Genomic DNA, 25,796 nt, shown 5'->3' on the forward strand with positions numbered 1-25,796 from the left:
CAGCATGACAGCACAACCGGGCCTCGACTTTCCGTTCACCGGGCACGTTGTGTAATGCCGGTTTGAAACTGCCCGTCTCAGGTGTGTTCTGAAGCCATTCTGCCGATCCTTCCCGTATGTCCGAAAGCGCCAGCAAGCCCGTCTATCTCGTCGACGCCTCGTCCGACCCGGTGGTCGTGCGCATCGACGGCCGGGCGAGTTTCCAGAACAGCAGCTGCCTGCGCGAGTTCATCGTGGAAATGCTCGGCCGGGGCCGGACGCGCTTCATTCTCGATTTCCAGCTCTGCGCGAGCATGGACAGCACGTTTCTCGGCGTGCTGGCCGGGGCCGCGATTGAACTGCACAAGCAGCGCAAAACCGCGCCGGGCGGCAGCATCGTCGTCATGCGGGTGGGCCAGCGGAACCTGGAGTTGATGCGCAACCTGGGGTTGCACCGGTTGCTGACCATCGATGCCGGCGACGCCGCGGTGAATCTGCCGAAGTGCGATACGCCGTTGGAGCAGAAGAAGGCGAGTGAGGTCGAGAGTGCGCGCCACGTGCTCGAGGCGCACGAGAATCTGGTGAGCGCCGACGAGGCGAACCGGGCGAAATTTCAGGACGTATTGGCGTTTCTGCGCAATCGCGTGGAACAGAAGTAGGCGGCAATCACCTGGGCTGCAGGCGCGTTGGGCAACGGCAGGGGCAGGCGGGAGGCCCGGGCTCCCATCCGAGGCCGCGAAATGGAGAAAGCCTTTGCAACGGCGGGTACACGCGACTCACTTTGGCCTGCCATGGCCGCATCCCAAGCACCCGACACCATCGATCGTTTCTCCCTGCCTGATTCCGGCGGACACTTCGGCCCCTATGGCGGCGTGTTTGTGCCTGAGACGCTCATGACGGCGCTGCAGGATCTGGGCGCGGCGTACGACGTGGCGCGCAAGGATCCGGCTTTCCTGACGGAGCTGCGGCATCATTTGAAGGAGTTCGCCGGGCGTCCAACGGAGCTCTATTTCGCGGAACGGCTGACGGCACACTGCGGGGGCGCGAAGATTTATTTGAAGCGCGAGGACCTGCTGCACACCGGCGCGCACAAGATCAACAATGCGCTCGGCCAGGCGCTGCTCGCGCGGAGGATGGGCAAGAAGCGCGTCATTGCCGAGACCGGCGCCGGCCAGCACGGCGTGGCGACCGCGGCGGTGTGCGCGAAATTCGGCCTCGAGTGTGTCGTGTACATGGGGGCCGTCGACATGGAGCGCCAGGCATTGAATGTGTTCCGGATGCGGCTGATGGGCGCGGAAGTGCGCGGCGTCGAAGCCGGCCAGAAGACGCTGAAGGAGGCGATCAACGAGGCGATGCGCGACTGGGTGACCAATGTCCGCGGCACCCACTACATCCTCGGTTCGGCGCTCGGTTCGCATCCGTATCCGATGATGGTGCGCGATTTTCACCGCGTGATCGGCCAGGAAGTCCGCGCGCAGATCATGGAGCGCGAGGGGCGTCTGCCTGATGAGATGATCGCCTGCGTCGGCGGCGGTTCGAACGCGATCGGCTTCTTCTTCGAATTTCTCGAGGACCGGGCGGTGCGGCTCGTCGGCGTGGAGGCGGGCGGCCGTGGCATCACGCGCGGCGATCACGCGGCGCGTTTCGAGGGCGGCAAGCTCGGCGTGCTGCAGGGCTGCAAGACGTACATTCTCCAGAACGACGACGGCCAGATTGAGCTCACGCATTCCGTGAGCGCGGGCCTCGATTATGCGGCGATCGGACCCGAGCACGCGTTTTACCGCGATCGGCAGCGGATCGATTTCGCCTACGCCTGCGACGATGAAGTGATGGAAACCTTCAAACTGTGCTCGCGGCTCGAAGGCATCATCCCCGCGCTCGAGAGCACGCATGCGCTCGTCCACGGCCTGAAGCGCGCGAAGCAGATGCGCAAGGATGAGATCCTCGTGATCAACCTCTCCGGCCGCGGCGACAAGGATGTGAACCAGGTCGCGAAGATCCTCGGCGTGACGCTCTGAGGCGCACTCATGCAGTTGAAGGTTGAAAGGTGAAAGTTGAAGGAGCCGGAAGCAGACCCAACGGTGCGGCCAGCTCGGGTCTTTCACCCTTCAACTTTCACCTTTCAACCGAATGATTCCGGCTGAGGCATTTCGCCAGAGGAGTTGCCCACGGAACACACGGAATACACGGAACTCTGATTTTCCGTGTATTCCGTGTGTTCCGTGGGCCCAAAGGATTGATTCAGGGACCTGAAGCACCACCGACGCGTCCCCGTTTTGTCCGTGTTATCCGCGTAATCTGCGGTTAGGAATTCCGCCGATGAAAAGCATGACCGGCTACGGCCGCGCGACCTCGGCCATCGAAGGATTTTCCCTCACCATTCAGGTGAGCTCCGTGAATCGGAAGACGCTCGATCTCACGATCGGACTGCCCGATGAATGGGAAAGCCTCGAGCCGGCGATCGGCGAGCTCGTGCGGAAGTTCGCGTCTCGCGGCAAGGTGCACGTCGACATCGAGGTGACCGGCGACAAATCGGCCACGGAGGCCACCTGGGACGAGGCGGCGGCCGCGGCGGCACTCGAGCGGCTGCGGGGCTTTGCGGAGCGGCAGGGCGTGGCGTTCAAACCCACGCCGGAACTGCTGTGGCAGGTCGCGAACTCGCAGCGACGGGCGTCGGAATTTCCCACGGCGGAAGCGGCGCAGGCTCCGGTGGTGGAGACGCTGACCTCGGCCCTGCGGAATTTCTCCGCGATGCGCGCGCGCGAAGGGGAATCGCTGATGGTTGATTTCATCCGGCGCAACGAAGCGCTCCACCGCCTGGTCGAGACCGTTGCGGCCCGCGCCCCGCAGGTTCCGGCCAATTATCGCGAGCAGTTGCTGAAGCGACTGCGCGAGGCCGGCCTCGAGCTCGATCTCAACGACGAGCGCGTGCTGCGAGAAATCGCGCTTTTTGCCGATCGCTGCGACGTGACCGAGGAAATCACGCGGCTGCGCAGCCATTTCGAGCAGTTCACCGCGTTGCTCCGTTCCGACGGCGAGATCGGACGGAAGGCGGAGTTCATCCTGCAGGAAATCGGCCGCGAGGTGAACACGATCGGCAGCAAGGCCAACGATGTGACGATCGCGCGGGCGGTGATCGAGTTGAAGAACGAGCTCGAGCGCGTGCGCGAGCAGATCGCGAACGTGGAGTGATTGAGCGCGAGCGGCGGGACGGCTTGAACTGGGACCGCGACCGCCCTCGGTCGCTCTGAGCTCGAAGCGACCGGGGGCGGTCGCGGTCCCGCGGAACTCAATCGTGCTGCTTACTCCGTCGGCTTGGCGGGAACGCGCAGCGACTGCCAGAGGTACAGGATTACACCGACGCAGATGCCGGAGTCGGCCACGTTGAACGTCGGGTAGATGTAGTTGCCGAAGTGCAGGTCGACGAAATCGATCACGTGCTTGTGCACGAGGCGGTCGACGAGGTTGCCGACAATGCCTCCGCAAAGCAGGCCGAAGCAGACCTGCGAAAGCCGCTGGCGGAGACCGAGGGTGTGACGCCAGAAAAAGATCGCGATGAGCGTGCCGGCGGCAAGGAAGGCAAGCGTCACGCTGCGACCGGAGAACATGCTCCACGCCGCGCCGGTGTTCCCGACGTGGATGATGTAGAAGAAATCGCGGATCACGACGATGTCACTGCCCGCGTGGGTGTGCATCGGATCGAACGGCACCCTGGCCACGACCCATAGCTTCGTCAGCTGATCGAGAACGAAAACCGCGAGCGCGATGAACCACAGCGTGCGGTAGGCGCGGATCCGAACGGACATGGATGGCGATTGCGGATCGCGGACTTCGGACTGCGGATTCCTCGCCGGGGAAGCGGCCGGCGGCATCGTGGGCTTGGCAGGATCAGGGGAGATCAATGAGCGGTCCTCGGCGGGTTCCTGAAATTCGCAATCCGCAATCAGCAATCCGCAATTGCCTCACTCGTCGCCACCGCCGTCGTCGTCCATGATCTTGCCGCCGCCTTCCTCGCCCATCTCGCCGAAGAGGCCGGCCTGGGTGCGGGAACGATGACGGTTCCGCTCGAGATCCTTCTGGGCCTCGGCGGAGTAGCGGGTGAACGGGACGGCGAGCAGGCGCTCCTTGGCGATCGGCTTTTGCGTGATTTCGCACACGCCGTACGAACCGTCGTGGATGCGCTTGATGGCCGCGTCGATCTCGGAGAGCGCTTCCTGCTCGCTCGCCACCATGCTGAGGGCGAAGTCGCGGTCGAAGGTGTCGGTGCCGGCATCAGCCATGTGCTGGCCGTAGGCCGAGAGATCGCCGGCGTCGTCCTTGGCGGAGCGTTTCAACGTTTCCTCGGAATGACGCTCGATGCCCTCGGTGAGATGCGTGCGCAGATCGATCAGCAGCTTGAAGTAGCGTTTGAATTTCTCCGGCACGTCCTTGTCGCTGGTGGGCTCGGCGGGTTTGCCCTTCTTCGGGTTGAACCCGAGAATGTCGGCCAGCGAGGCGGCCTTCACATGCTGCGGCTTCGGCTTTTCGAGTCCGGCGGCGGCGAGTTTCGAGGGCGCAGCCTTGGCGCCGGGTTTCGGGAAAGGCGACGCGGTCTTGCTGGTGACGGTCTTCGCGATCGCGCGGACCTCATCAAGGCTGAAGGCGATGGGCTTGGTCGCGGCCTTGCGCTTGAGAATGCTGTCGCGGAGCGCGGTTTTCTTGGACGGTTTTTCCATGGGAGGAGAGCTTTTCTCTGGTTTGCCAGTGGCCGCTGGCTTGACCGCCGCAGGCCGGGCTGGTGCCGGCTTGTCTTTCGTCACCACCGGCTTGGGCGCAGGTTTGGCGACGGGTTTGACTGCAGGTTTGACTGCAGATTTTACGGCGGGCTTTGCGGCGGGTTTAGCTGCGGATTTGGCGGCTGGCTTGGCGGTTGGTTTCTTTGCTGAGGACGGGTGCTTCTTAGCCATGGGGGAGTTTGGGGGAGAGGTGGACTAGGCTTTCAACGCTTCGGCACAGCGGGGGCAGACCTCGCCATGCGAACTGGCTTCCAACGCCGGCACCCAGCGCCAGCAGCGCGGACACCGGACAAAATTCAACTCACTGCAGGGTCGGACCTCGACCTGCAGAGATGCGCCGGACTTGGACCCGCCGTCGGCCGGAGGGTTCGCCGCCACGCCCAACGTGACATGCGACACGATGAAGAGCTCGGGCAGGGAATCACGGTGCTTTTCGAGCACCGGGATAAGGGGATCGCCGGTCGGCAGGGACAGCGCGATGGCCGCATCGAGCGACTTGCCGAGTTTGCCGGCCGCGCGCAGCGGCTCGATCGCCTCGTTGACCTGCGCCCGCACGCGCAACAACGCTGCGACGTCGGCCTCGAGCGCCGGGTTCGTCCACGTCGCCGGCGCCACGGGCCAGTCCTGGAGGTGAATCGAATCGTCGGCATACTCGACCTTCGCGGTCGCGTACGACCAGGCCTCGTCACACGTGAACGTCAGCACCGGCGCGAGCACGCGAATCAGCGTGTTGAAGATCTGGTGCAACGCGGTCTGAGACGAACGGCGCAGCGGTGAATGCGTGCCGTGGGTGTAAAGCCGATCCTTGAGGATGTCGTGGTACGTGGCCGACAGCGTGACCGCACAGAACTGGTTGCAGAGCTGGTAAACGCGGTGGAACTCGTAGGCGTCGTACGCGGCCGTGCAGTCGCGGATCAGCGCCGCGGTCTGGTGCAGCGCCCAGCGGTCCAGGGTATCGAGTAGTTCGACGGGCACGGCATCCTTCGCCGGATCGAAGTCGAAGAGGTTCGAGAGCTGGTACCGAAACGTGTTGCGGAAAAGCCGGTAGGCGTCGCCGACGTGCTTGAGGATCTCGTCGTCGACGGGGATGTCGTCGCGAAAGTCCTGTGATGCGATCCACAGCCGGATGACATCCGCGCCGTGCTGGTTCACGTACGCATCCGCGGTCTGCGGCTTCTGGTACGTCGAGCTCTTGGAAATCTTCTGCCGATTCTTGTCGACGATGAAGCCGTGCGTGAGGACCGCCTTGTACGGCGCCGCATCGAACGCGATCACACTCGTCCACAGCGAGGATTGGAACCAGCCGCGATGCTGGTCGCTGCCTTCAAGGTAGAGATCGGCGGGCCACTGCGTGCCGCCCTGCTGGCGTTTGAGCACCGCGGCATGCGTGGAGCCGGAATCGATCCATACGTCGAGCGTGTCGCGGCCGCAGACGAGCGCCGACGGCGCAGGCCAGCCTGCGGGCAGGGTCACGCCCGCGAGGATTTGCGCCGGCGTGGCGTCGTACCAGAAATTCGTGCCGTGCGTGGAAATCTTGTCGGCGACGGCCCGGGCCACCCCGGCATCCATGTACGCCTTCTTGTCGGCATCGTAGAACGCCGGGATCGGCACGCCCCACGCGCGCTGGCGGCTGATGCACCAGTCCGGACGCGACTCGACCGCACCGCGGATGCGGGCTTCGCCCCACGCGGGAATCCAGCCGTGATTCGCGGCGATTTTTCCAATCTCCCGGAGCGCAGCGGCGCGGCGGTCGTGTTTGTCGAGCGAGACAAACCACTGATCGACCGCGCGGAAAATGATCGGGGTCTTCGAGCGCCAGCAATGCGGGTAGCTGTGCGTATAGCGTTCCTTCGCCAGCAACGCCCCGGCGGCATCCAGTTTCCGCAGCACGGCAATGTTGGCCGGCGACGTCTTTTTGGCGGCGAGATCCTCGACCGACTCCAGCGTCGTCAGGCCGACGAGCTCGGCCGGCACGCGCCCGTCGTTCAGATAGCGGCCGTCGTCGCCCACCGGGCAGTAAATCTCGAGCTTGTACTTCAGGCCGGTGAGATAGTCCTCGGAGCCGTGGCCCGGCGCGGTGTGCACACAGCCGGTGCCGCTCTCGGTCGTGACGTAGTCCGCGAGCACGACGGGCGAGGCGCGGTCGATGAACGGATGGCGCGGCGCCAGGCCTTCGAGCGCGGAACCCTTGAGCGTCGCGGTGATGGCCGGCTGCGTTTCAATCTTCGCCGCTTTCAGCACGGAGCCCAGCAGGGCCTGCGCGACCACGATGCGCTCGGCCCCGAGATCGGCGACGACGTAGTCGACCTCCGGGTGCACGGCGATCGCGAGATTTGCGGGAATCGTCCACGGGGTCGTCGTCCAGATGACCACAAACAGCGGCTTGTCGGTCGGCAGGCCGAATTTCGTCGTCTGGTCGGCCGGCACGGCAAACTTCACCCAGATCGAGGGCGAGATGTGGTCCTTGTACTCGATTTCCGCCTCGGCCAGCGCGGTCTCGAACGGAATGCTCCAGTACACCGGCTTCTTGCTGCGGTAAACGAGCTCCTGCTCGATGAAGGCGGCAAAGGTGCGGATGATGTCGGCTTCGAACGCCGGCGCCTTCGTCTTATACTCGTGGGCCCAGTCGGCGAGGACGCCGAGACGCTTGAACTGACCGGTCTGTCGGGCGATCCAGCTCTCGGAAAACTCGTCGCACTTGGCCCGCAACTCGGCGGTCGTGAGCGTCAGCTTCTTTTCCTGGATTTCCCGCGACACCTTCTGCTCGATCGGGAGGCCGTGACAGTCCCAGCCCGGGACGTAGGGCGTCCGGAAGCCGCGCATCGACTTGTAGCGGTTGACGGTGTCCTTCAGGACCTTGTTCAACGCCGTGCCGATATGGACGTCGCCATTCGTAAACGGCGGACCGTCGTGGAGTACGAACGCCGGCGCACCGGCCCGTTTTTGCTGGATGGCGGCATACAGCCCCGTCTTCTCCCAGTGCGCCACGCGACCTGGTTCACGCTGCGCAAGGCCGGCGCGCATCGGGAAGTCCGTTTTAGGAAGCTGCAGCGTATCTTTCAGGTCTTGAGCCATGCCGGATAAAGGGGCGGGAGGCTACGTCGGCAGAAAGGAGAGTCAAGGGTCGTCGGCAGTTCGCAGCCTCCATCTTCCCCGCGGAGACGCGACGAAACCGACGGCGTCGAACGCAGCGGGTCCCGAACGTCGAAAAGCGCCGAAAACGGGGCGGGCGAACGCGTGTGCCGCCGGCACCGCCCGTCGGGCCACGCGGCTAGTTCTTCCAGCCCGTGACGGTGTCCACGAGCGCCTGCATGCACTCAATCTTGGCGTGCGGCATGATGCCGTGACCGAGGTTGAAGATGTGGCCGTGCGTGGTGCGCATCGAGGCCAGGAGCCGTGACGCCTCGCGCGCGACGATCTCGGGCGTGGTGTTGAGCAGCACGGGATCGAGATTGCCCTGCACCGCGATGGTCGGGGGCAGCGAGCGGCGGACGACGGCGAGATCGCTGGTCCAGTCGACGCTCAGCACGCGGACGCCGGTGAAGGCCTGATCCATCAGGTGCGGCGCGGTGCCCTTGGCGTAAAGAATGACGGGGAAGTTGGCCGGCAGGCCCGCCACAATCTGGCGAATCCAGCGGAGCGAGGCCGCCTCGTAGTCGGGACCCGCGATGATGCCGCCCCAGGAATCGAAGATCTGAATGGCGTCCGCGCCGGCGGCGATCTGCATCTTGAAGTACGCGATCAGCGCCTCGGTGAGTTTCGTGAGCAGGGCGTCGAAGGTGCCGCGATCGGTGTAGAACAGCTGTTTGATCCGCTCGAATTCATCGGAGCTGCCGCCCTCGACCATGTACGTCGCGAGCGTCCACGGCGAACCGCCGAAGCCGAGCAGCGCGTGCGAACCGGCGAGTTCCTTTTTCAACAGCGTCAGGGCGTCGGAAACGTAGGCAAGTTTCTCGGGCACGGCGTGGCTCGGGGCCAGCGCGTCAATCTGCGCGCGCGTTTCGAGCCGGTATTCCATGCCGATGCCGCCTTCCTCGCGGAAACGGTAGCCCTGGCCGAGCGCCTCGGGAATCACGAGGATGTCGGAGAACAGGATCGCCGCATCGAGGGCGAAGCGCTTCAGCGGTTGCAGCGTGACCTCGGCGGCGACGGCCGGCGTGCGGACCATTTCGAGAAACGACGACTTTGCCTTCAACGCGCGATACTCCGGCAGATAACGGCCGGCCTGGCGCATCACCCACAGCGGCGGACGTTCGAGTGTTTCACCGGCACAGGCGGCAAGGAAGCGTTGGCGGGAAGTCATGAGTGGGTCGCAGAGGAAAGTTGGAGGCGGAGTGGGGCGAACGACTGGGTTTACGGCGAGGCTGCGGGCTCATTGGCCCAGTCGCGCGGCTTGAGAAACACGTCGTACAGCCGTGCTTCGGGCGAGCCGGGCGTGGGTTTCCAGTCGTAATCCCAGCGCACGAGCGGCGGGAGCGACATCAGGATCGACTCGGTGCGGCCGCCGCTTTGCAGGCCGAAGAGCGTGCCGCGATCCCAGACGAGGTTGAACTCCACGTAACGCCCACGGCGGTACAGTTGAAACTGGCGTTCGCGCTCGCCATAAGGCGTGGCCTTGCGACGCGCGACGATCGGCTGGTAGGCCGGCACAAAGCTGCTGCCGACAGCGCGCAGCAGTGCGAAAGACTGCTCGAAGCCGAGCTCGCTGAAGTCGTCGAAGAAAAGTCCGCCCACGCCGCGTGGCTCCTGACGATGCTTCAGAAAAAAATAATCGTCGCACCACGTCTTGAAACGCGCGTGCAGCCCGGTGCCGAACGGCGCGACTGCGGCGCGGGCCGTGCGATGCCAGTGCGCGGCGTCGTCCTCGAAACCATAATACGGCGTGAGATCGAAGCCGCCGCCAAACCACCACACCGGGTTCGGGGTGTCGGCGCCCGCGATGAAGAAACGCACGTTGGCGTGGCTGGTCGGGACGTACGGATTGCGCGGGTGCAGCACGAGGGAAACGCCCACCGCCTCCCACGCCTTGCCCACGAGTTCCGGCCGGTGCGCGGTCGCGGACGGTGGCAGCTTCGTGCCGTGTACGTGCGAGAAGGCGACGCCGGCTTTCTCGAAGACCGCGCCTTCGGTGAGAATCCGGGTGCGGCCGCCGCCGCCTTCCGCGCGCGTCCACGCGTCGGTCTGAAACGTCTTCTCCCCGTCCTCGGCTTCGAGCGCGGCGCAAATGCTGTCCTGCAGGCCGAGCAGGTAATCGCGGACAACGGAGAGAGTGGGTGCGGCGGACATTGAACGGGAGCGGTCGGGAAGGAGAGCGGGAACCTGCGGCGAGAACGAGTCCGATTTTTGCCCGCCTTCGCCCGCCTACGCCGAGGCTTCGGCGGGGGGGCTTGACGAGTTTGCTAGGTTTCACGTCGACAGCGCGCAACCCGCGGTGCTGGCTCCACCTCTCCCAGATGACTTCTCCCGTGCTCACGACCGTAGCCGCCACCGGATTTTCCGTGGCGTTTTTTCATGCTGCGATTCCGACGCACTGGCTGCCGTTTGTCCTCGTGGCGCGCGCGCGCAACTGGAGCCGGCCGAAGACCCTTGCAGTCACGGCGCTCGCCGGTCTCGGCCATGTCGCGCTCACCAGCCTGCTGGGCCTGCTGATCGCGTGGTTTGGATTTCAACTCGAGGAAAAGGTCGAGGCGTTTCCGTGGCTGGCGGGCGGGCTGCTGTTTCTCTTCGCGTTCTACTACCTGTGGCGCCAGCTCACGGGCCGCGGCATCTGCCATCACCATCCGCCGGGCGGGCAGCATCACGCCGACGAACACTGCGCCGAGGAGAAGGAGCACAGCCACTGGCAGGAGGAGTTGCAGGGCAGTCCGCTGGTGTCAGACCGCACCGGCGAATGGACCGCGATCAGCGGACTCTTCATCATGCTCACGCTGTCACCGTGCGAGGGTTTCCTCGGCATCTATCTTTCCGGCGTGGCCTTCGGCTGGCACGGATTCTTCGTGCTCAGCATGATTCTCGCGGTGGCGACACTTGCCGGCATGACGCTGTTCACCTGGCTCGCGCTCGTCGGTTTCGATCGATTCCGGCTCAAGCGTTTCGAGCGTTACGAAGCCGGCCTGCTCGCTGGTGTCTTCGGCATCCTCGGCTGCCTCGTGGTGCTGATCGAGAGCGGGCACGCGCACTGAGGGGCGGGGTAGACGAGTTGAGGGGTGTGAGCTGAGAGTTGAGAGACAGATGAGGTGACGAATCCGGCGCTTGTTCGACCTGGGATTACGGTCTCCGTCGGTTCGCTCCACTCTCAGCTCTCACCTCTCAACTCTCATCTTTCAGCGTCCCCCTCCACCTACTTCTTCGGCACGTTGAGCTTCAGCATCGGCTCTTCCTTCGGCGCGGGGGCCGGGGCGGGGGCGGCGATGCGGGGGGCCGGTTTGATCACCGTGTCGCCGGGCGCTGCCACGGGAGCAGGCGGGGCGGGCGGAAGGGCGGCGAAACCGCGCTCGATGAGATCAATCGCCTTGATGTCACGGGAACGACCGAGATCGCGCTGACCGTTCGGTCCGAGCGCGCCCATGATGACCATGATGACGCGGCGGCCGTTGCGCTGCGCGGTCGCGCTCAGACAATACCCGGCGCTGTCGGTGAAGCCTGTCTTCAGCCCGTCGACGCCGGCAACTTTGCCGAGGAGCTTGTTGTGATTCTCCATGTGCTGCGGCCCCTTCGGACGGTTGGCGCCGAAATCGCGCTTCGTGACCGCCGAATATTTCAGGACGTCGGTCTTCGTCACGAGGTGGCGGCAGAGCAGCGCAAACTCGCGGGGCGTCGTCAGGTCGCCGTCCTCCGGCTTGCGATTCGACGGCGGCAGGCCGTGCGGCGAGCGAAAAGTCGTGTGCGTCATGCCGAGCTCCGCGGCCTTGGCGTTCATCAGCTCAACGAAACCACCGACCGAGCCGCCGGCAGCGCGGGCGAGCGCATGCGCCGCGTCGTTGGCCGACTGGATCATCATGGCATAGATCAACTCCTCGACGGGAAACGTCTCGCGCGGATCGAGAAATACCTGGGTGCCGCCGATCTTCGAATCCTCGTTGGTGATTCGCACGGGCGTGTCGAGTTTCAGCGCGCCGCTGTTGAGGCGATCGAAGACCACTGCGAACGTCATCAGCTTCGCCATGCTCGCGGGGGGCGTCACGATGTCCGCGCGGTCCTCGAACAGGACCTTGCCGGTCGCCGCATCGATCACGATTGCGCCCTTGAAGGCCGTGGCGTTGTCGGTCGGACGCGAAGGATTTTTCTTGGCGGCAGCCGCCCACATCACCGGGGCGAAAAGAAGAAAAGCGGCGAGGCCGCACCGGCGCAGCAAAGTCATGGGCGCGAAGAAGGGAATTTTGTCCCGCGGTGCGAGTCGAATCCGGCCGCTCGACGTTTTTCACGAGCAGAGGTCGATGCTGACGGCGGCGCCCAGGCGGAAACGGTTGGCCTGCGAATCACACGAATGGCGCGAATTCCAGCCGCAAACCCCGGGGCGGTAGCGCGATTCAAGTCCCCTTCTATTCGCGTCCATTCGTGTGATTCGCGGGCGGTCTGCCGGGGTTTGCTAGGAGGGACGGGGCTTTTTGCTCCGGGGCTTGGCGGATTGACGACGGCGCGGTTGCGGCGTGACGCCCAGCCGCGGGTCGCGTCGACGGGCGAGACCAACGAGTCGCTCGGCCGTGGTTTCGAAACGCAGATCTGCCTCGGGTAGATAAAGCCACTTCGGCAGGATCGCATGCGGCGTCAGCTGCGGAAACTCGGCGAGCAACGCGGCGTGCCGGGACTGATCGGTGCAGACGAGCACGCCGCTCCACGGTTCCTGGCCCGCGCAGAAACACAGCACGATCCGGCCTTCGAGGTACGCGGCCTTGGCACCAAACATCGTGCGGAGCACAAACGTCGGATCAGCTTCGAGCGGTTCCCACAGCCACGCGTGGCGGTGGACAGGCCGCGTGCGGCCGAGGTCGGAGGTGGAACGGGAACGCATGACGAGCCGAGTGCGGCGGATCCAATCACGCCGCGAGGCGAGGGCAACGGGTGTTTTCGTCGGCCAACCCGGCGGACAAAAAAGCGCCGGCCGGACGAAGGCTTCGTCCGGCCGGCGCGAGGAGAGTTCAACGCTCGATCAGGGCAGTTCGTAAACTTCAATCAACGCCACGCCGGTCTGGCCGCCGGCACCCGTGACGTGCGCGGTGTAGGAACCGGCCGCGAGCGTGATGACGATTGCCGCGTCCCGGCTGCCGGGTGCGAGCGCAAAGGCGCCGGACGCCGTGGCGGCGGCGGCAATCTCCGCGCCCGTGGCGGCGGTTTGCGACGGGGTCACCGGCTGGGCCGTTTCCCAATTGTCGTTCTGCGCGACCAGCTTTCCGCCGGAATCGTAGATCTTCAACGTGGAGTCCGTCAGGGCGCCCGTGACGCCGAAGCCGGCGAGGCTCGGGCCCACGCCGCGGATCAGGAGCCGCTTCGGCGCGTTGCCGTTGACCACGATGCCACCGATGAGCACGCCGTCGCCGGGCGCGGATTCACCGCGGGTCGAGATGTTCACGAGCCGCTGCGTTTCAACCGTGGTGCCTTCGCTGGCGTCGTAGATCTCGGCCAGCGCCACGCCGGTGCTGGTGTCGTCGACGACGCTGGCGGTGTAGGCACCGGGCGCGAGGGTGACGAGCAGCGCGGAGTCGAGGCTGTCCGTAGCGAACGGGAACGCCCCGATCCGGGTCGCGGTGGCGGCGACCTCGGTCGCGTTTGCGGCCTGGCGCCAGTTGTCGTTTTCGTCGACGAGCTGGCCGTCGCGGAAGAGTTGCAGGCGCGGATTGCGCAGCACGCCGCTGACGCCGAAGCCGGTGAGGGCCGGACCGGCGGCGCGAACGAGGACGCGTTTGGGCTGCGTGCCGGCGATGACGAAGCCGGTGATCAGGCTGCGCGCGCCGGAACCCGCTCGGTTGCGGGACGACAGATTGATCAACCGGTCGGTCCGCGTGCTGGTCGAGCGGATACCGCCGAAAATCACGGTGTTGCCGGTGCTGCTGATGAGACCGTCGATCCGACCCAGCGCGGCGTCGATCGTCCCGCTGATCGCGGTGCCGGCGCTGGTGAGGGCGAAGGTCTTGCCACCGACGAGCGGTGTGAGGCCGCCCACCGCGGTGCCACCATTGACGGTCAGCACCAGCACCTGGCCGTTCGTGCCCACCATCGAGTAGCAGCGGCCGCCGGCGGAGTTGAGGATGTCGGCCGCGTAGAAACCGGCCTGGGCGCTGGTCGCGCCCGGTGCCTGGCGGCTGAGCGAGAAGCGCTCGGGCGACCCGTCGAAGGTGCCGGTGATGAGGCTGCCGGCGACGCGACCGCGCAGCGTCACGGTGCGGACGGCGCGTTCCCGCCGGGGCGTTTCGTCGCTCGATGCCGTCGTGCCCGACTGGGCGACGATGGTCTTCACGAAGGAGCCGTCGGCCTGCAGCGTGAAGTCGGTCGCGAAGCTGAGGTTCGTCGACACCACGACGATGCTGCCGGTGGTGCCGTTGGGCGCGAGCGTGACGGCGGCGTTGCCGCGCACGGCGGTGGCTCCGCGTATTGCCCCGATGGATTCAGTCGCTCCGGGATCATCGGTAAGATCGCCGAAGAAGAACGAGTAGCTGCTCTCCGTCACCACGAACGTGCGGTCAACCGGAGACGCAGGCAGGAACGTGGCGTCGCCCGCCTGGCTCGCGCGGATCGTGACCACGCCGGGGAGGCCGGTGAGCGAAAGCACGTTGTTCGCGACGATGAAGGCCGGACCGGAAACCACCGTAAACGTGACCGGCAGGCCGGAGCTGGCCGTGGCCGAAAGCGTGAAGGGCAGGGCGTCGCTGGTCTGGTCCGGCAGCATGCCAAACGCGATCGTCTGCGAACGATTGGCGGCGGCTCCGATCGTGAGGTCGGCGCTCGCGGCATTGCGGTTGGCATCGCCGGCCTGCGTGGCCCGCACGGTGACGAGGCCGCTGTCGTTGACGGTCAGGTTGGCACCGGCGAGCGTGGCGTTGCCGCTGACGAGCGTGTAGGTGACCGGGAGGCCGGAACTCGCAACTGCGGCGAGAGCGAGCGGAGTGCCCGGCGTGACGGTTCCCACCGGCGGGAACGTGATCGTCTGCGCGGCCTTGGCGACGATGAGGGTGCCGATGACGGTCGCATCGTAGCTCGGATCCGTGATCGTCGCGAGGACCGAGTAGGTGCCCGCGTTGATCGGCGGCGTCGGGTTGAGATTGTACGCGATGGAGACACCGAGGCCGGCCGGCGACGTGGTGGCCGTGGCCTGGCGGGCGGTGCCGGTGTAGACTTGGGCGAGGTTGCCAAGCGTGATGCCGGCGGAGCCCCGGGTTACGTTGAGCGCGCCATTCACGTAGCTGAAGGTGTAGTTGCTCGAGCTGCCGCCGGCGGGGACAATCGCGTAGGTGCCGATCGGCGAGCTGAAGGTCGCGGTGGTGGTCGCGGTCGGCGGGTTCGTGATCGAGGCGGGCACGTCGCCGTTGACGAGACCCGTGTAGCTGACGGTGAAGGTGGGATTGGCGGTGCCGAAGAGGCGCGACGCATTGTTCGCGGTCACCGTGAGCGGAACCCGCGCGACCGTGAGCACGAGCGTGGACGGTGCGCTGGTGCCGCTGCCATTGGTGGCGGTGAGCGCGACGTTGAACGTTCCGCCCTGGGTCGGCGTGCCGGTGATGGCACCGGTCGCCGGCGTGAGCGTGAGACCGGTGGGCAGGCCCGTGGCACCGAAGCTCGTCGGCGTGTTGGTCGCGGTGATCGTATAGGTCGTGAACGCACTGCCGTAGGTACCGCTGGCGATGAGCGTGCTCGTGATCGACGGCACGCTGGAGGCGCCAAGCGCAATCTGCGCGGCACCGGCCTGCGGGCCGGTCGCGGCATTGGCGCCGTGGAAATAGGCGTAGTCGGGATTCGTCAGCCACGCGCCGGTGCCGCCGCTGGTCGCGGCCGTTTCCTTCAGCGCGAACGCGCCGGCGCCGGAGGTGTCGCTGAACACAATCCAGTACGTGGTGCTGGCAGTCAGGAGCGACGTGCCCGTCCAGGTGTTGAGCGCGTTGGCCGTGACACTCGCGGGATTCGTGAGCGTGGCGACGACCGTGCCGGGAGTGCCGGCGTTGTCGGCGTTGAGGGTGACGACCGGAGTGGGCGTGCCGGAGACAGCACCGACGAGGGCCGAGACGGTGTTGAGCGTGAGCGCACCGGTCGCGGCCGTGGTGAACCGCTGGGCGACCTTGCTGGTGGTGGCGCCGGAGACGCTGCGCGTCGTGCCGGTGCTGAGGCTGATCGTGTCGAAGACGTTTTCCGTGCCGACGAGATAGACGTCGCCGGTCGTGAAGCCGCCGCCCGTGACGGCGTTGCCGGCGAGGTCGGTGATGCCCGTGCCGCTCGCCTTGAGGTCGAGTCGTGCGGTGCCGGTGCCGCTCACGCCGGTGATCGCCACATCATAGACGGAGGTGCTGACCGCCGTGACGCTGCCGATCGAGCCGGCCACGCTGCCACCGGTGGTGAGAATGAAGTCGCTGGTGTCGACGCCGGAGACACCTTCGTCGAAGGTCAGGCGCCACGTGAGTGCGGTTGCGGTGGTGTTGACCGTGGCCGGAGTCCGTCGCGCGATGCTGCTGACGGCCGGAGCGACGCTATCGAGCGTGTAGGTCTGACCGGAGGTGTAGCCGGTGGCGATGGCGTTGCCCGGCGTATCCGTGATGCCGGTACCGGAGGCATTCAGGTCCAGGCGCAGCGTGCCGTTGCCGCTGACGGTGTTGACCGTGACGGTGTAGACCGAGCCGCTGACCGCCGCGACGCTGGCAACCGTGCCCGCCGCCGTGCCGGTGGCGGTGAGGGTGAAGTCAGCGGTGTCGACCCCCGTGACCGTTTCGCTGAACGTGACGGTGTAGGCGAAGCTCGTCGCGCTCGTCGGCGTGGCGCCGACGCGGTTGATGGAGCTGACGGTCGGAACGACGGCATCCACGAGCACGCTGGCCGTACTGGCGAAACCCAGGCCGGTGGTGGCGGCATCGTTGGTGGATGCGTCCTTGAGCGTGCCGCCGTTGAGCGTGATGGAAGAGGCGACGACGATGCCGTTCGCGTCGAGATTGCCCGAGGCGACCGTGTAGCGGAAGGTGAGTGTGGTGGTTCCAGTGCCCGAGAGATACGCCGCCTGCACCGAGCCACCCGTGTCGAGCGTGATGCCGATGTAGGGCGTGCCGCCGCCGGTGTTGACCGTGACGTTTTCTGAATACGTCACCGAGAGGTCGAGATTCTGTCCACTCGTGTAGGTCCCGTTGGCGGGCACGGTCGAACTGGCGACGGTCGGGGCGGTGGCGTCGACAAGGACGGACGCCGTGCTGCCCACGCTGTTCAGCGTGAGCGTGGCATTGTTGCCGGCGGTGTCGCTGATCGTGCCGCTGTTGAGCGTGAGCGCGGATGCGACCGTGACGCCGTCGGAATCCACGTCGCCCGTCTGGACGGTATAGCGGAAAACGAGGGTGGATGTGCCGCTGCCCGAGAGATAGGTGGCGCTACGCGAAGTGACACCGACGGTCAGACCGAGGGTCGGCGTGCCGCCGCCGGTATTGACGGTGACATTCTCGGAGAGATTGACGGTGAAGTCCAAGTTCTGGCCGAGCACGTAGGTGGCGTTGGACGGTACACTGACCGAGGTAACGGTCGGCGCCGTGGTGTCCAACGTGTAGGCCTGCGCAAGCGTGGTTCCGGCGTTGCCCGCCGTGTCCTTCACGCGCACGCGCAGGGTGTTGCTGGCGGAGAGCGTCTGACCGGCGAGCGACCAGGTGTTGAGGCCGATGGTCGTGGTTGCGGTGGTCCAGGTGGAGCCGTTGTCGAGTGAGACTTCGACCGCTTCACCGCTCGCCACGTTGGCGCTCAGGGTGCCGGAGATCGTTTGGGCCGCGGTGGCCGTGATGAAGTCGGTGGAACTGGCCCCCGTGTCCGCGGAGAACGCGGCGCTCGCGACCGTGGTCGTGGGCGCAGTCGTATCGAGGACGTAGGCCTGGCTGAACGTGGTGCCGCTGTTGCCGGCGGTGTCGGTGACGCGCACGCGCAGGGTGTTGCTGGCGGAGAGCGTCTGGCCGGCGAGCGACCAGGTGTTCTGGCCGATGGTCGTGGTCGCGGTGGTCCAGGTGGAGCCGTTGTCGAGTGAGACTTCGACGGTTTCACCGCTCGCCACGTTGGCACTCAGGGTGCCGGAAATGGTCTGGGCCGCCGTGGCCGTAATGAAATCAGTGGAACTGGAGCCCGTGTCCGCGGAGAACGCGGCGGTCGCCACCGTCGTGGTGGGCGCGGTGGTGTCGAGGACGTAAGCCTGACTGAGGGCGGTCGAAAGATTGCCGGCGGTGTCGCTGAGGCGCACGCGCAGCGTATTGCTGGCGGAGAGCGTCTGACCGGCGAGCGACCAGGTGTTGAGGCCTACGGTCGTGGTCGCCGTGCTCCACGTGGAGCCGTTGTCGAGCGAGACCTGGACGATTTCCCCGCTCACCATGTTGGCACTCACGGTGCCGGAAAGCGTCTGGGCGGCGGTGGCCGTGATGAAGTCGGTAGAGCTGGTGCCGGTGTCGGCCGAGAACGATGCCGAGGCGATCGTCGCGGTGGGCGCCTGATTGTCGACGGTCGCGTTGGAGCTGTCGGCGGTGGTCGTCGCGTTGCCCGCATTGTCGGTGGCGGTGACGGATACGTTGCGATTGGTCGTGCTGATCGCGCCGCTCACGATCGTGTAGGTTGCCGTCCAGGTGCCGGAGCTGTTGGACGCGGTGACAGCCGCGCCGCCGCCGAACTGCGAGAAGTTCACGGTGACCGAGGAAAGGGAGTCGGAATTGTTGTCGCCGCCGGCGGTGTTGTTCCAGGTCGCGGTGACAGTGTCGCCGACGATATATGCGCCGCTGTTGCCGGAGCCGCCCGAGATTGCGATGGCGCCGTCGGTCACGGTGGGAGCCACGCTGTCGACGGTTGCGTTGGTCGTGTCGGCGGTCGTCGTAGCCTGGCTGTTGCTGTCGGTGACGGTGACCGAGACATTGCGGTTGGTCGTGTCGACGGCACCCGCGACAATCGTGTACGTGGCCGTCCACGTCTGGGCGCTGTTGGTCGCGGTGACCGCGGAGCCACCACCGAACTGCGAGAAATCGACCGTGACGGACGAGATGTTCGTGTTCCGGTCGCCGGTGGGGGCCGTGTTGTTCCAGGTCGCGGTCACGGTGTCACCCACCTTGAATGCACCACCTGTGCCGGAGGCTCCGGAGATGGCGATCTTCGCATCGGTAACGATCGGCGAGCTGTTGGTTACGGTGACGGCATTGCCTGTGAGATCAGCCGTGCCCGCGGCAGCGGCGACGAACCCGGCGGCACCCGAGATATTATAAGTGGTGCCGTTGGTGGAGGACGTGCCGTTCTTGTTGAGGAGCGGGTTGACGGCGAGGCGGTCACTTGCGCTCAAGGTCAGCGTGAACGAGGTCGCCGACGAGATCTCGACGTTGGCCGTGTCGGTGAGCGTGTAAGTGGCCCCAGACTCACCGGTGAACGTGAGCTTGTTGGCGACGATGTCGTTCGTTGCGCCGCCGGTCGCGGAGAAGTCCGTACCCGTGACGACCAGCACGCCGGTGCTGGCGTTGTAGGCAGCGGACGTGATCGACACCACTGACAGTTGCGGGTTGTCGACGGCGAAGCTGTCGAAGGTGTTCGAATCGATGCTGGCGACACCGCTGTCGCAGTGGATATCGATTCTGAAGCCGGTGATGCCGGTGAAGTTCGTGTAGGTGCCGGTCGAGTACACCGCCGATCCGGTCGTGGTGGAAAAGGTCGTCGTGACCGTTCCTCCGCCGAACTTGTAGCCCGTGACCGTGAACGTGAAATCACCGTTGGTGGTAAATTTCGTGAACGCGATGCCGGTCAGGTCGAACGTGGTGACAGTACTCCCGTCGGCGCTGACGGTAAAATAGCCATCCGTGTTCGAATTGAATTCGTTCAGGTAAATACCCGCCGGGTCGTCGGTGCCCACCGAGACACTCGTCGCGAGGGTAAAGCCGGAGATGAAACTTCCGGGCACCGTTGTGGGTGTCACATCCTTGGTGACGGGCGCAGCCTCGACCGACGGTACCGCAATCAGGCCGGCCAGAATGAATCCAATCGCCACCAGACGGCTGGTAGTTGAGACGACACTACGGCAGAAGGCAGACAAGGGCAGGTTCGACATAAAAGAGACGTGCACGGCACGATTGAAAGGAACGGATCGGACGACGGGTGAAGGAGAGGTGGCTGAGGCGCACGGCTCCGGCAGCACAGCTGGAAACGCGGAGACCGTTGGGCAGGAGGCGGGTTCGCCTGAAAACGGATTGTTCATCGCGAGAGCGAAAGGACGCGCGCGTTCCTCGTTGTTGAATCCAAGCGAGGGGGCATCTGCGCCGTGCGCGTACACTCCCGCAGCCGACTCAAGGCGGCGGACGGGCCTGAACCGCGGCGCGGCAGGCTGACGTTGAACGGATGGATTTGGGACACAGCGGCTGGTGGCATGGCAGGCCAGTCACTCTCCCTCATCGGCTTGCGCTTGCCGCCGCTTAATTCCAAAAGCGCCGAATCTTACGGATTTTTATCTCCCCGTCTGCCGGAGTGTTTCACCCTAGGGCGCGCCCCGGCCGCGCCCGCGGCGGCCATTGCGCTTAACGCGTCTGTTCCAACGGCAGAGCGTGCAGCTTCAACTCGGGATTCTTTTCCGTGAAGTAGCGCATCGTCCATTCGTTCGGGAAAAGCCCGATTGGCTGGTCGAATTTGTCGGTGCCGAAACTGACGCCGCTGGCGACGATGAGACGCGAGGTGTCCTTGAGCAACGGATGCGGCTCGATCCATTTGAGCAACGTCCACGGCGTGGGCGTGAGCCGGGACTCGGCGCCGTATTCGGCCTGCAACCGCCACTGCACGACTTCGAATTGCAGCGGACCGACCGCGGCGAGGAGCGTCGCGCCAGGCGGCGCGTTGCGGGCGTTGAACGACTGGACGACGCCTTCCTGCAGCAGCTGTTCGAGGCCGGCGCGGTATTTCTTCGCGTCGGACGAACTCGGATTCGAGATGTACGTGAACACTTCCGGCGGAAAACGCGGGATCTCATCGTACATGATCGTCTTGTCCTCGGTGAGCGTGTCGCCAATGCCGAGGACGTCGTGACCCACCAGGCCGATGACGTCGCCGGGCCAGGCCACGTCGACGGTCTCGCGTTCCTGGCCGAAGAGTTTCTGTGAGGACGAGAGCCGGATCGTTTTTCCCGATCGCGGGTGCAGCACCATCATGTCGCGCTCGAACTTCCCCGAGCAGATGCGGAGAAACGCGATCCGATCGCGGTGCTTGGGATCCATGTTGGCCTGAATCTTGAAGACGAAGCCGGAGAACTTCTCGTGGGTGACCGGAATCGTGACCTTGTGGTCGACCGGGGCGGCGGTGGTGCCGTCCTCGAGGATCGTGACGGACGGTCGCGGGGCGGCGGGACCGGCGATCAGGCTGCGGCGCGGCGCGGGCGGGACGGAGTCCTTGAGAAAACCGTCGAGCAACAGCTGGATGCCGAAGTTGTTCACGGCGCTGCCGAAGTACACCGGCGTCTGCTGCCCGCCGCGCACCGCTTCGAGATCGAACGGGTGGCCGGCGCCGTCGAGCATCGCGAGCTGCTCCTTCACTTCGTTGAACGTGTAGTCGTCGAGCCGCTCGCGCACGAGTGGATCGTCGAGGTCGGCGACGCTGACCGGCGCCTGAAACTTTCCACCCGGCACGCGCTCGAACAGATGCACGTCGCGTGTCCGACGATCGAATACACCGCGGAAGCCCGGGCCGTTGCCGAGCGGCCAGATCACGGGCGACGACTGCAGGCCGAGCACGGTCTCGAGTTCGTCGAGCAGCTCGAGTGCGTTGCGCGTCGGCCGATCGCACTTGTTCATGAACGTGAAAATCGGGACGCCGCGGCGGCGGCACACTTCGAACAGCTTGCGCGTCTGCGTTTCCACACCCTTGGCGGCGTCGATCACCATCAGCGCCGCGTCGACCGCGGTGAGCACGCGATACGTGTCCTCGGAAAAGTCCTTGTGGCCCGGCGTGTCGAGCAGGTTGACCGCGAAGCCCGAGTAATCGAACTGCAGCACTGTCGAGCTGATCGAGATGCCGCGCTGCTTCTCGAGTTCCATCCAGTCCGACGCGGTGGCGCGTTGATTCTTGCGGGCGGTCACCGAACCCGCGAGGTGGATGGCGTTGCCGTAAAGCAGGAACTTTTCCGTCAACGTGGTCTTGCCCGCATCGGGATGCGAGATGATCGCGAAGGTGCGACGGCGGGCGATTTCTTGGGCGGGCGACATGGGCGAAGGCAGAAACAACAGGGAACGGGCGGGCGAGGGAAGTGCGAATTGGCGGCTCTGGGACAACCGCCGCTGCGGGCCGGGATCGCGCCTGCGGACGATCTGTTGTTTCGCGGCGCGGGCCGGCCTGCGGATGCCTTCGGACCGCAGGCAGTGGGCCGAAAGGCGAAACATCCAACGCTTGCCTGAACGCGCCGCCAGCGTTGCGAATCGAGCCATGTCCAGAACTCTGAAATTCCTCGGTTATGGTTTGGCCGGTGTCGTGGTGCTGGTCGGGGTGGCCGCGACCGCTGCTTATGTGGGCAGCAATGCCCGGTTGAAGAAAACCTACACAGTTTCGCCGCGGGTGGTGGCGATTCCCGCTGACGCCACGGCGCTCGTCCGCGGCCGGCACCTGGCGGAGACGCGCGGCTGCAATGACTGTCACGGCAAGGATTATGCCGGCAGCAAGGTCATCGACGACGGCGCGATGGGCCTGTTGCATGCGCCGAATCTGACGCGCGGCCGGGGCAGCCGGGTCGCGACGTTCACCGACACCGATTGGGTGCGCGCCATCCGGCACGGCGTCGGTCCCGATCAACGCGGCCTGATTCTCATGCCGTCGGAGGAGTATTCGGAATTCACGGACGACGACCTGGGCGCGATCATCGCCTTCATGAAGACATTGCCCGCCGTCGATCGCGACCGGGTGCCGATTGCCCTCGGGCCCGTGTCCCGCGTGCTGCTGGCGACCGGCAAGATGAAACTGGGGGCCGAGGTGATCAATCACACGCGCGCGCAGCCAAAGTCGGTGACCATCGGCGTGACTTCGGAGTACGGCCGCTACGTGGCAGCCAGCTGCACCGGCTGCCACGGCCCAAATCTGGCTGGCGGCAAGATCGACATTGGTCCGCCGAACTGGCCCGAGGCGGCCAATCTCACGCCGCACGCCTCGGGTCGGCTGTCGAAGTGGACCGAGACGGATTTCGTGAACGCGATTCGCACGGCGAAGCGTCCGGATGGCACGGAGCTGAGTCCGGTGATGCCCCGAGGCTTTGGCCAGATGGACGACACCGAATTGAAGGCAATCTGGGCTTATTTGAAAACGCTGCCCGCCGTTGCCACCGGCGTGCGCTGAGTCCGTCGACCCTCGGTTTGATCATGTCCCCGGGAGTGCAGGCCTCCGGCCTGCGATGAGTGCGGCTGCGGATGCAGGCGGGACGCCTGCGCTCCCGGGGCCGGCCTCCGTTCGCACTATTTACTGGCGGCTGGTCCCGAACGCGCAAACGTGGGCGTTGTGGCCGCCTTACCTTTTCTGAAACTGAAAGCCAACGCCCGCTCCCGGGTCCTGCACGGGCATCCGTGGGTGTTCGGGAACGAGGTCGAGGCCCTGTTGCCGCCCGAGCACGACGGCGCGGTCGTCGAATGCCGCGATCGCACCGGGCGCATGATCGGCACGGGCGTCTACAATTCAAAGTCGCAGATCGTCTGGCGCCGGCTGAGTCGCGATCGCGTGACGCTCGACGCCGCCTACATCCAGAAAGCCGTCGAGCGGGCGGTGTCGCGCCGCAGTCCGGAAGGCGCGCGCCGGCTGGTGTGGAGTGAGTCGGACGACCTGCCAGGCGTGGTCGTGGATCAGTTTGGCGATGTCCTCGTCGTGCAGGTGCAGACGCTGGCCCTGGAGCAGCGTTCGGCGATCCTGAGCGACGTGCTCGCGGCGGTGTTGAAACCGGCCGAGATTATCTTCCGCAACGATGCGCCGATTCGCCGGCTCGAGGGACTGCCCGTCGAGGTGCACACGCGTTCCGGGCAACCGTGGGAGCCGCGGTGGATTGCGATCGAGGGCTTCGACTACTGGCTCGATTTGCAGGGCGGGCAGAAAACGGGTTTCTACCTCGACCAGCGCTTTCAGCACGCTGCGGTCGCAAAATACTGCCGCGGTGGGCGCGTGTTGGATGCGTTCTGCAATCAGGGCGCTTTCGCCCTGCACGCGGCGCGGGCCGGGGCGGCTGAAGTGCTCGGCCTCGACAGCGCGGAGGACGCGATCGCGGCGGCCCGGCGCAACGCGGAACGCAACCAAGTGACGGCTGAGTTCACCGTCGCCAATGTGTTCGACTGGTTCAACGCCCCCGAGCGGGCCGTCGATGCCTTGTGGGACGTGATCGTGCTGGACCCGCCGCCGTTCGCGAAGTCGAAGAGCGCGCTCGAAGGCGCGCTGCGCGGCTACAAGGAAATCAACCTTCGGGCCGTCAAGCGGCTCGTCCCCGGCGGTGTGCTCGCCACCTATACGTGCTCCCATCACATGCAGGACGCCGAGCTGCGCCAGGTGCTCACCGAGGTGGCAGCGGACGCCCGACGGAAGCTGCGGGTCCTCGAATGGTGCCACCAGCCGACCGATCATCCCGTGCTGATCACGATGCCGGAGAGCGAATATCTGCGCGGTTATATTATCAGGGCGGAGTAGGCAGTTGCGTGACGAAGACTTGAGTCGAGGCGGTTTGAGCCGAAGGGGAAAGATTCATATGGCCCATCCGACCAACGCGCTGATTGTGGATGACGAATCGCACGTGCGAACCTTTCTGCGGCTGCTGTTGCAGGAGGTGGGCATTACGAACGTCTGGGAAGCCGCCGACGGTGCGACGGGTATCGCGCTGGCCCAGCAGCATCAGCCGGAACTCATCCTCCTCGACGTCAATCTGCCGGTAATGACCGGCCTCGAGGTGCTGGCCAAACTGCAGGAGCTCGAGATCACCAGTCCCGTGGTTATGATGACCGCGCAGAGCTCGATCAACACGGTCAGCGAAACCATGCGGCTCGGCGCCGTGGGCTATATTCTCAAGCAAGTCCCGAAGGACGAAGCGATCGAGTCATTGCGCGAGGTATTCGACAACCTCGACGCGGAAGAGGAGTAATCGCTCCCTCGCGGTTCAGCGCAGGGATTTTTCGAGATCGCGGCGCATGGCCCTGAGCTCGTCGACCTGTTTCTGCAGTTCCTGTTTTTCCTCTTTCGTCTTCGCGCGTTTCATCGCCTCGAGGATGTCGCGCTCGGCTTCCATCAACTGCACGCGCTCGCTCGCGACGCGCTGGCGGAACTGCGAGGACTCGCCGCCGAAAATCGAAAGAGGCTTGGCGACTTTGGAATCGTTGAGCGCGACGTCGACCTCCGACGCCTTCACGTTCTTCCGCTCGCGCGCGATGGCCAGTTCCTGCTCGGCAATCTCCTGATCGAGCACCGTGATCCGGCCTTTCGTCACTTCGACCTTGGGGAGCACCGTCGGAGTGTCTTTCGTCGCAGACTTCGTTGACGCCGTCGAGGGTGGCGTCGCAGGCGCGGGCGCGTTCGAAACGGACGTTTCGGGGATACCGGCGACTGGAGTTGAACCCGGCGCTGATGCTGCCACGGCGGGCGTGGTTTCCGTTCCAGAGGTGACCGAGGGAGAGGGCGAGGCCGGACTCGCGGCCTTGGCCGGGGCAGACGCGGTTGCCGGCAGAATGCGTTTGCCCTGCGACTTCTTCGCGTCCTCGGCGATCCGTGCCTTCAGGCGCTCCTTCATGGTCGGCGACGGAACTTCGTCCGCGGCGGTGAGCACACCGGCGAAACAGGCGAAGGTGGCGACAGTGGCAAGGAGACGGACGTTCATGGGCAGGCAGGGCAAGATATCACGGGTGGAGTGCGAGTCGAGGGCGTTGG

Annotated in this window: 17 protein-coding genes; 7 read left to right on the forward strand and 10 right to left on the reverse strand. The window is 65.4% G+C overall.

The window, feature by feature from the left end; all coding sequences use genetic code 11:
* The first annotated feature begins 116 nt into the window (after window positions 1-116).
* From ACLJEU_RS10850 to ACLJEU_RS10860, 3 genes are all read left to right on the forward strand, one after another.
* A complete protein-coding gene (locus ACLJEU_RS10850; protein ID WP_414665071.1) occupies window positions 117-638 on the forward strand; it encodes an STAS domain-containing protein in 522 nt (173 codons plus the stop codon).
* Between the two features lie 132 nt (window positions 639-770).
* A complete protein-coding gene (trpB, locus tag ACLJEU_RS10855; RefSeq protein WP_414665070.1) occupies window positions 771-1,997 on the forward strand; it encodes a tryptophan synthase subunit beta in 1,227 nt (408 codons plus the stop codon).
* Window positions 1,998-2,298: 301 nt separating this feature from the next.
* Window positions 2,299-3,171 carry a YicC/YloC family endoribonuclease gene (locus ACLJEU_RS10860; protein ID WP_414665069.1) on the forward strand — a complete coding sequence of 291 codons (873 nt, stop codon included), beginning with the start codon at window positions 2,299-2,301 and terminating at the stop codon, window positions 3,169-3,171.
* 110 nt (window positions 3,172-3,281) lie between these two features.
* Here the strand turns inward: ACLJEU_RS10860 and lspA are convergent, their stop codons facing one another.
* The 5 genes from lspA to hemF form a co-directional block, all read right to left on the reverse strand.
* On the reverse strand, window positions 3,282-3,785 hold the full coding sequence (lspA, locus tag ACLJEU_RS10865) for a signal peptidase II (protein WP_414665068.1): 504 nt from the start codon (window positions 3,783-3,785) through the stop codon (window positions 3,282-3,284).
* A gap of 156 nt (window positions 3,786-3,941) precedes the next feature.
* On the reverse strand, window positions 3,942-4,694 hold the full coding sequence (locus ACLJEU_RS10870) for a TraR/DksA family transcriptional regulator (protein WP_414665067.1): 753 nt from the start codon (window positions 4,692-4,694) through the stop codon (window positions 3,942-3,944).
* 255 nt (window positions 4,695-4,949) lie between these two features.
* Entirely contained in the window at window positions 4,950-7,778 is a 2,829-nt protein-coding gene (ileS, locus tag ACLJEU_RS10875) for an isoleucine--tRNA ligase (RefSeq protein WP_414665066.1), read from the reverse strand.
* Between the two features lie 247 nt (window positions 7,779-8,025).
* A complete protein-coding gene (hemE, locus tag ACLJEU_RS10880; protein WP_414665065.1) occupies window positions 8,026-9,057 on the reverse strand; it encodes a uroporphyrinogen decarboxylase in 1,032 nt (343 codons plus the stop codon).
* 50 nt (window positions 9,058-9,107) lie between these two features.
* Complete coding sequence (gene hemF / locus ACLJEU_RS10885; RefSeq protein ID WP_414665064.1) at window positions 9,108-10,040, reverse strand: oxygen-dependent coproporphyrinogen oxidase; 933 nt, start codon at window positions 10,038-10,040, stop codon at window positions 9,108-9,110.
* Window positions 10,041-10,207: 167 nt separating this feature from the next.
* Here hemF and ACLJEU_RS10890 point away from each other — a divergent pair, with 167 nt between their 5' ends.
* Entirely contained in the window at window positions 10,208-10,936 is a 729-nt protein-coding gene (locus ACLJEU_RS10890) for a hypothetical protein (protein WP_414665063.1), read from the forward strand.
* Between the two features lie 158 nt (window positions 10,937-11,094).
* Here ACLJEU_RS10890 and ACLJEU_RS10895 read toward each other — a convergent pair whose 3' ends face one another.
* From ACLJEU_RS10895 to ACLJEU_RS10910, 4 genes are all read right to left on the reverse strand, one after another.
* Window positions 11,095-12,114 carry a D-alanyl-D-alanine carboxypeptidase family protein gene (locus ACLJEU_RS10895; RefSeq protein WP_414665062.1) on the reverse strand — a complete coding sequence of 340 codons (1,020 nt, stop codon included), beginning with the start codon at window positions 12,112-12,114 and terminating at the stop codon, window positions 11,095-11,097.
* A gap of 228 nt (window positions 12,115-12,342) precedes the next feature.
* A complete protein-coding gene (locus ACLJEU_RS10900; protein WP_414665061.1) occupies window positions 12,343-12,765 on the reverse strand; it encodes a hypothetical protein in 423 nt (140 codons plus the stop codon).
* Between the two features lie 138 nt (window positions 12,766-12,903).
* Window positions 12,904-19,989: a beta strand repeat-containing protein gene (locus tag ACLJEU_RS10905; RefSeq protein ID WP_414665060.1), complete on the reverse strand. Its 7,086-nt coding sequence runs from the start codon at window positions 19,987-19,989 to the stop codon at window positions 12,904-12,906.
* A gap of 463 nt (window positions 19,990-20,452) precedes the next feature.
* On the reverse strand, window positions 20,453-22,126 hold the full coding sequence (locus ACLJEU_RS10910) for a peptide chain release factor 3 (protein ID WP_414665059.1): 1,674 nt from the start codon (window positions 22,124-22,126) through the stop codon (window positions 20,453-20,455).
* 217 nt (window positions 22,127-22,343) lie between these two features.
* Here ACLJEU_RS10910 and ACLJEU_RS10915 point away from each other — a divergent pair, with 217 nt between their 5' ends.
* The 3 genes from ACLJEU_RS10915 (at window position 22,344) to ACLJEU_RS10925 (ending at window position 25,017) form a co-directional block, all read left to right on the forward strand.
* Window positions 22,344-23,243 (forward strand): c-type cytochrome, encoded by a 900-nt coding sequence (locus ACLJEU_RS10915; RefSeq protein WP_414665058.1) that lies wholly within the window; start codon window positions 22,344-22,346, stop codon window positions 23,241-23,243.
* Between the two features lie 159 nt (window positions 23,244-23,402).
* The gene (locus tag ACLJEU_RS10920; protein WP_414665057.1) at window positions 23,403-24,569 is read left to right on the forward strand and encodes a class I SAM-dependent rRNA methyltransferase; all 1,167 of its coding nucleotides are present in this window, start codon (window positions 23,403-23,405) and stop codon (window positions 24,567-24,569) included.
* Between the two features lie 58 nt (window positions 24,570-24,627).
* The gene (locus ACLJEU_RS10925) at window positions 24,628-25,017 is read left to right on the forward strand and encodes a response regulator (protein ID WP_414665056.1); all 390 of its coding nucleotides are present in this window, start codon (window positions 24,628-24,630) and stop codon (window positions 25,015-25,017) included.
* 15 nt (window positions 25,018-25,032) lie between these two features.
* Here ACLJEU_RS10925 and ACLJEU_RS10930 read toward each other — a convergent pair whose 3' ends face one another.
* A complete protein-coding gene (locus ACLJEU_RS10930; protein WP_414665055.1) occupies window positions 25,033-25,746 on the reverse strand; it encodes a hypothetical protein in 714 nt (237 codons plus the stop codon).
* Window positions 25,747-25,796: the final 50 nt, after the last annotated feature.

The sequence above is a fragment of the Terrisphaera buseokensis genome, assembly GCF_047521145.2.
Classification (GTDB): Bacteria; Verrucomicrobiota; Verrucomicrobiia; order Opitutales; family Opitutaceae; genus ER46.

What these genes read in the sequence shown, in the direction of transcription:
- ACLJEU_RS10915 (WP_414665058.1), top strand. Translation starts at nt 22,344, where the DNA reads ATGTCCAGAACTCTGAAATTCCTCGGTTATGGTTTGGCCGGTGTCGTG.
- ileS (WP_414665066.1), bottom strand. Translation starts at nt 7,778, where the DNA reads ATGCGCGCCGGCCTTGCGCAGCGTGAACCAGGTCGCGTGGCGCACTGG.
- ACLJEU_RS10860 (WP_414665069.1), top strand. Translation starts at nt 2,299, where the DNA reads ATGAAAAGCATGACCGGCTACGGCCGCGCGACCTCGGCCATCGAAGGA.
- ACLJEU_RS10850 (WP_414665071.1), top strand. Translation starts at nt 117, where the DNA reads ATGTCCGAAAGCGCCAGCAAGCCCGTCTATCTCGTCGACGCCTCGTCC.
- ACLJEU_RS10905 (WP_414665060.1), bottom strand. Translation starts at nt 19,989, where the DNA reads ATGTCGAACCTGCCCTTGTCTGCCTTCTGCCGTAGTGTCGTCTCAACT.
- trpB (WP_414665070.1), top strand. Translation starts at nt 771, where the DNA reads ATGGCCGCATCCCAAGCACCCGACACCATCGATCGTTTCTCCCTGCCT.
- ACLJEU_RS10895 (WP_414665062.1), bottom strand. Translation starts at nt 12,114, where the DNA reads ATGACTTTGCTGCGCCGGTGCGGCCTCGCCGCTTTTCTTCTTTTCGCC.
- hemE (WP_414665065.1), bottom strand. Translation starts at nt 9,057, where the DNA reads ATGACTTCCCGCCAACGCTTCCTTGCCGCCTGTGCCGGTGAAACACTC.
- ACLJEU_RS10870 (WP_414665067.1), bottom strand. Translation starts at nt 4,694, where the DNA reads ATGGAAAAACCGTCCAAGAAAACCGCGCTCCGCGACAGCATTCTCAAG.
- hemF (WP_414665064.1), bottom strand. Translation starts at nt 10,040, where the DNA reads ATGTCCGCCGCACCCACTCTCTCCGTTGTCCGCGATTACCTGCTCGGC.
- ACLJEU_RS10890 (WP_414665063.1), top strand. Translation starts at nt 10,208, where the DNA reads ATGACTTCTCCCGTGCTCACGACCGTAGCCGCCACCGGATTTTCCGTG.
- ACLJEU_RS10925 (WP_414665056.1), top strand. Translation starts at nt 24,628, where the DNA reads ATGGCCCATCCGACCAACGCGCTGATTGTGGATGACGAATCGCACGTG.
- ACLJEU_RS10900 (WP_414665061.1), bottom strand. Translation starts at nt 12,765, where the DNA reads ATGCGTTCCCGTTCCACCTCCGACCTCGGCCGCACGCGGCCTGTCCAC.
- ACLJEU_RS10910 (WP_414665059.1), bottom strand. Translation starts at nt 22,126, where the DNA reads ATGTCGCCCGCCCAAGAAATCGCCCGCCGTCGCACCTTCGCGATCATC.
- lspA (WP_414665068.1), bottom strand. Translation starts at nt 3,785, where the DNA reads ATGTCCGTTCGGATCCGCGCCTACCGCACGCTGTGGTTCATCGCGCTC.
- ACLJEU_RS10930 (WP_414665055.1), bottom strand. Translation starts at nt 25,746, where the DNA reads ATGAACGTCCGTCTCCTTGCCACTGTCGCCACCTTCGCCTGTTTCGCC.